1 protein-coding gene is annotated in these 1,371 nt (G+C 42.8%); it reads right to left on the bottom strand.

Features of this window, described 5'->3' with window-relative positions; all coding sequences use genetic code 11:
- Window positions 1–21: 21 nt before the first annotated feature.
- On the bottom strand, window positions 22–1,200 hold the full coding sequence (locus tag FNE76_RS08015; protein WP_235895379.1) for a phosphoethanolamine transferase: 1,179 nt from the start codon (window positions 1,198–1,200) through the stop codon (window positions 22–24).
- Window positions 1,201–1,371: the final 171 nt, after the last annotated feature.

Genomic DNA, 1,371 nt, shown 5'->3' with positions numbered 1-1,371 from the left:
TGTATCATCTGCACTCTCGGATTAGTGGTTTAGGTATTTCAAATCCCCACAATAAACCCGTTTGCGCCTTGTGTTAAAATGCGGGTCAAAAAGGTTTTTACTCTCTAAGTTATCTTTGGTGTGTATCCCAACGATGGGCAAAAGGGCATGGATTAAATCATCGCTCATAAAGGGTTTATGCACCGCTCCAGCGATTAATTTAACTTTATCGGGGTGCTTTTGCTTGAAGATATCTGTAACATAGACCATAAAAGGGATTTCTACACCATGTTTAGAACAGCTATGCCCGTAAGTGTTGGAGCTTTGGAAAATGTCTTGAGCGTGATCAGATAGGTAAAAAATGATAGCGTCTTTACTCTTGAAAAACTGGAAAATTTTATTTAGTATGTGATCGGTGTAGTAAATGGAATTCACATAATCAGCAACAACTTGTTTATCACCCTCATTTTGGACATGTAAGCCTTGATAGGGGATGTCTGTGGTGGTGAATTTGGCAAAACTTTTAGGGAAACGCCGGCTATAAATAAAATGACTCCCAAAGAGATGTAAGAGGATAAAATTTTTATCTTGTAATTGGGGGCGTATATGCCCTAACATTTCAAACGCCCAAATATCTTGGGTGGCTTGTGGGATGTCTAAGGGCGCATTTGTCCAGTATTTATGGGTGAAAGGGTGGGCTAGGTGGGCGTAAATATTGTTCCTAGACAAGTCATCTTGGACATCTATCCAAAATGTTTCATACCCCGCTTGATTAAACACCTTCCCTAGGGTGTTATAGGCATGCCAAGACGTGTTTTTATGCTCAAAATCCCCATAACTGAGCAAGGTAGGAAAAACGGCTGCCGTGATAGCATAAGCAGAAATGACATCGTCAAAAACAAAGAGGTTTTGGCTTTTTTGTAGGGCATTAGCTAGTGGGGTGTTAGGTACACCATAGCCATAAACCCCCATAAAATCCCTAGATGCACCCTCCCCTATGATTAAAATCACATTGGGCACCCTATTGCTCTCCACGCTTAAATAATCCTTTTCTAAGGGCTTTCTAAGGTTTTTGTATAAAGTTGCGCTTCCTGTGTAGTCCTTAATGGTGGTGGATATAGCCAAGATTTCTTTAACAACGGGGATATTATGCGTGGTGATATTGGGGTTAATCACAATCCCATGCATGCCTTGTAAGTAATAGTTGATCCCTGTATGCACGCCAAAAACTCCAAAAAGCCCTATTAAAAGCCCATAGCTAAATTTGCGGCTTAAATTGATTGGGGGGGGCCCGCCCCCCCCCCCCCCCCCACCCCCCCCCCCCCACACAACAAAACACCAGCCCCAACCCCCCCAGAAGCCCCCAACACAAGAGCCGGTAGTTATTATTAT

It is taken from the genome of Helicobacter mehlei (assembly GCF_007280785.1).
Taxonomy (GTDB): domain Bacteria; phylum Campylobacterota; class Campylobacteria; order Campylobacterales; family Helicobacteraceae; genus Helicobacter; species Helicobacter mehlei.
This window is presented reverse-complemented; position numbering and strand designations above follow the sequence as displayed.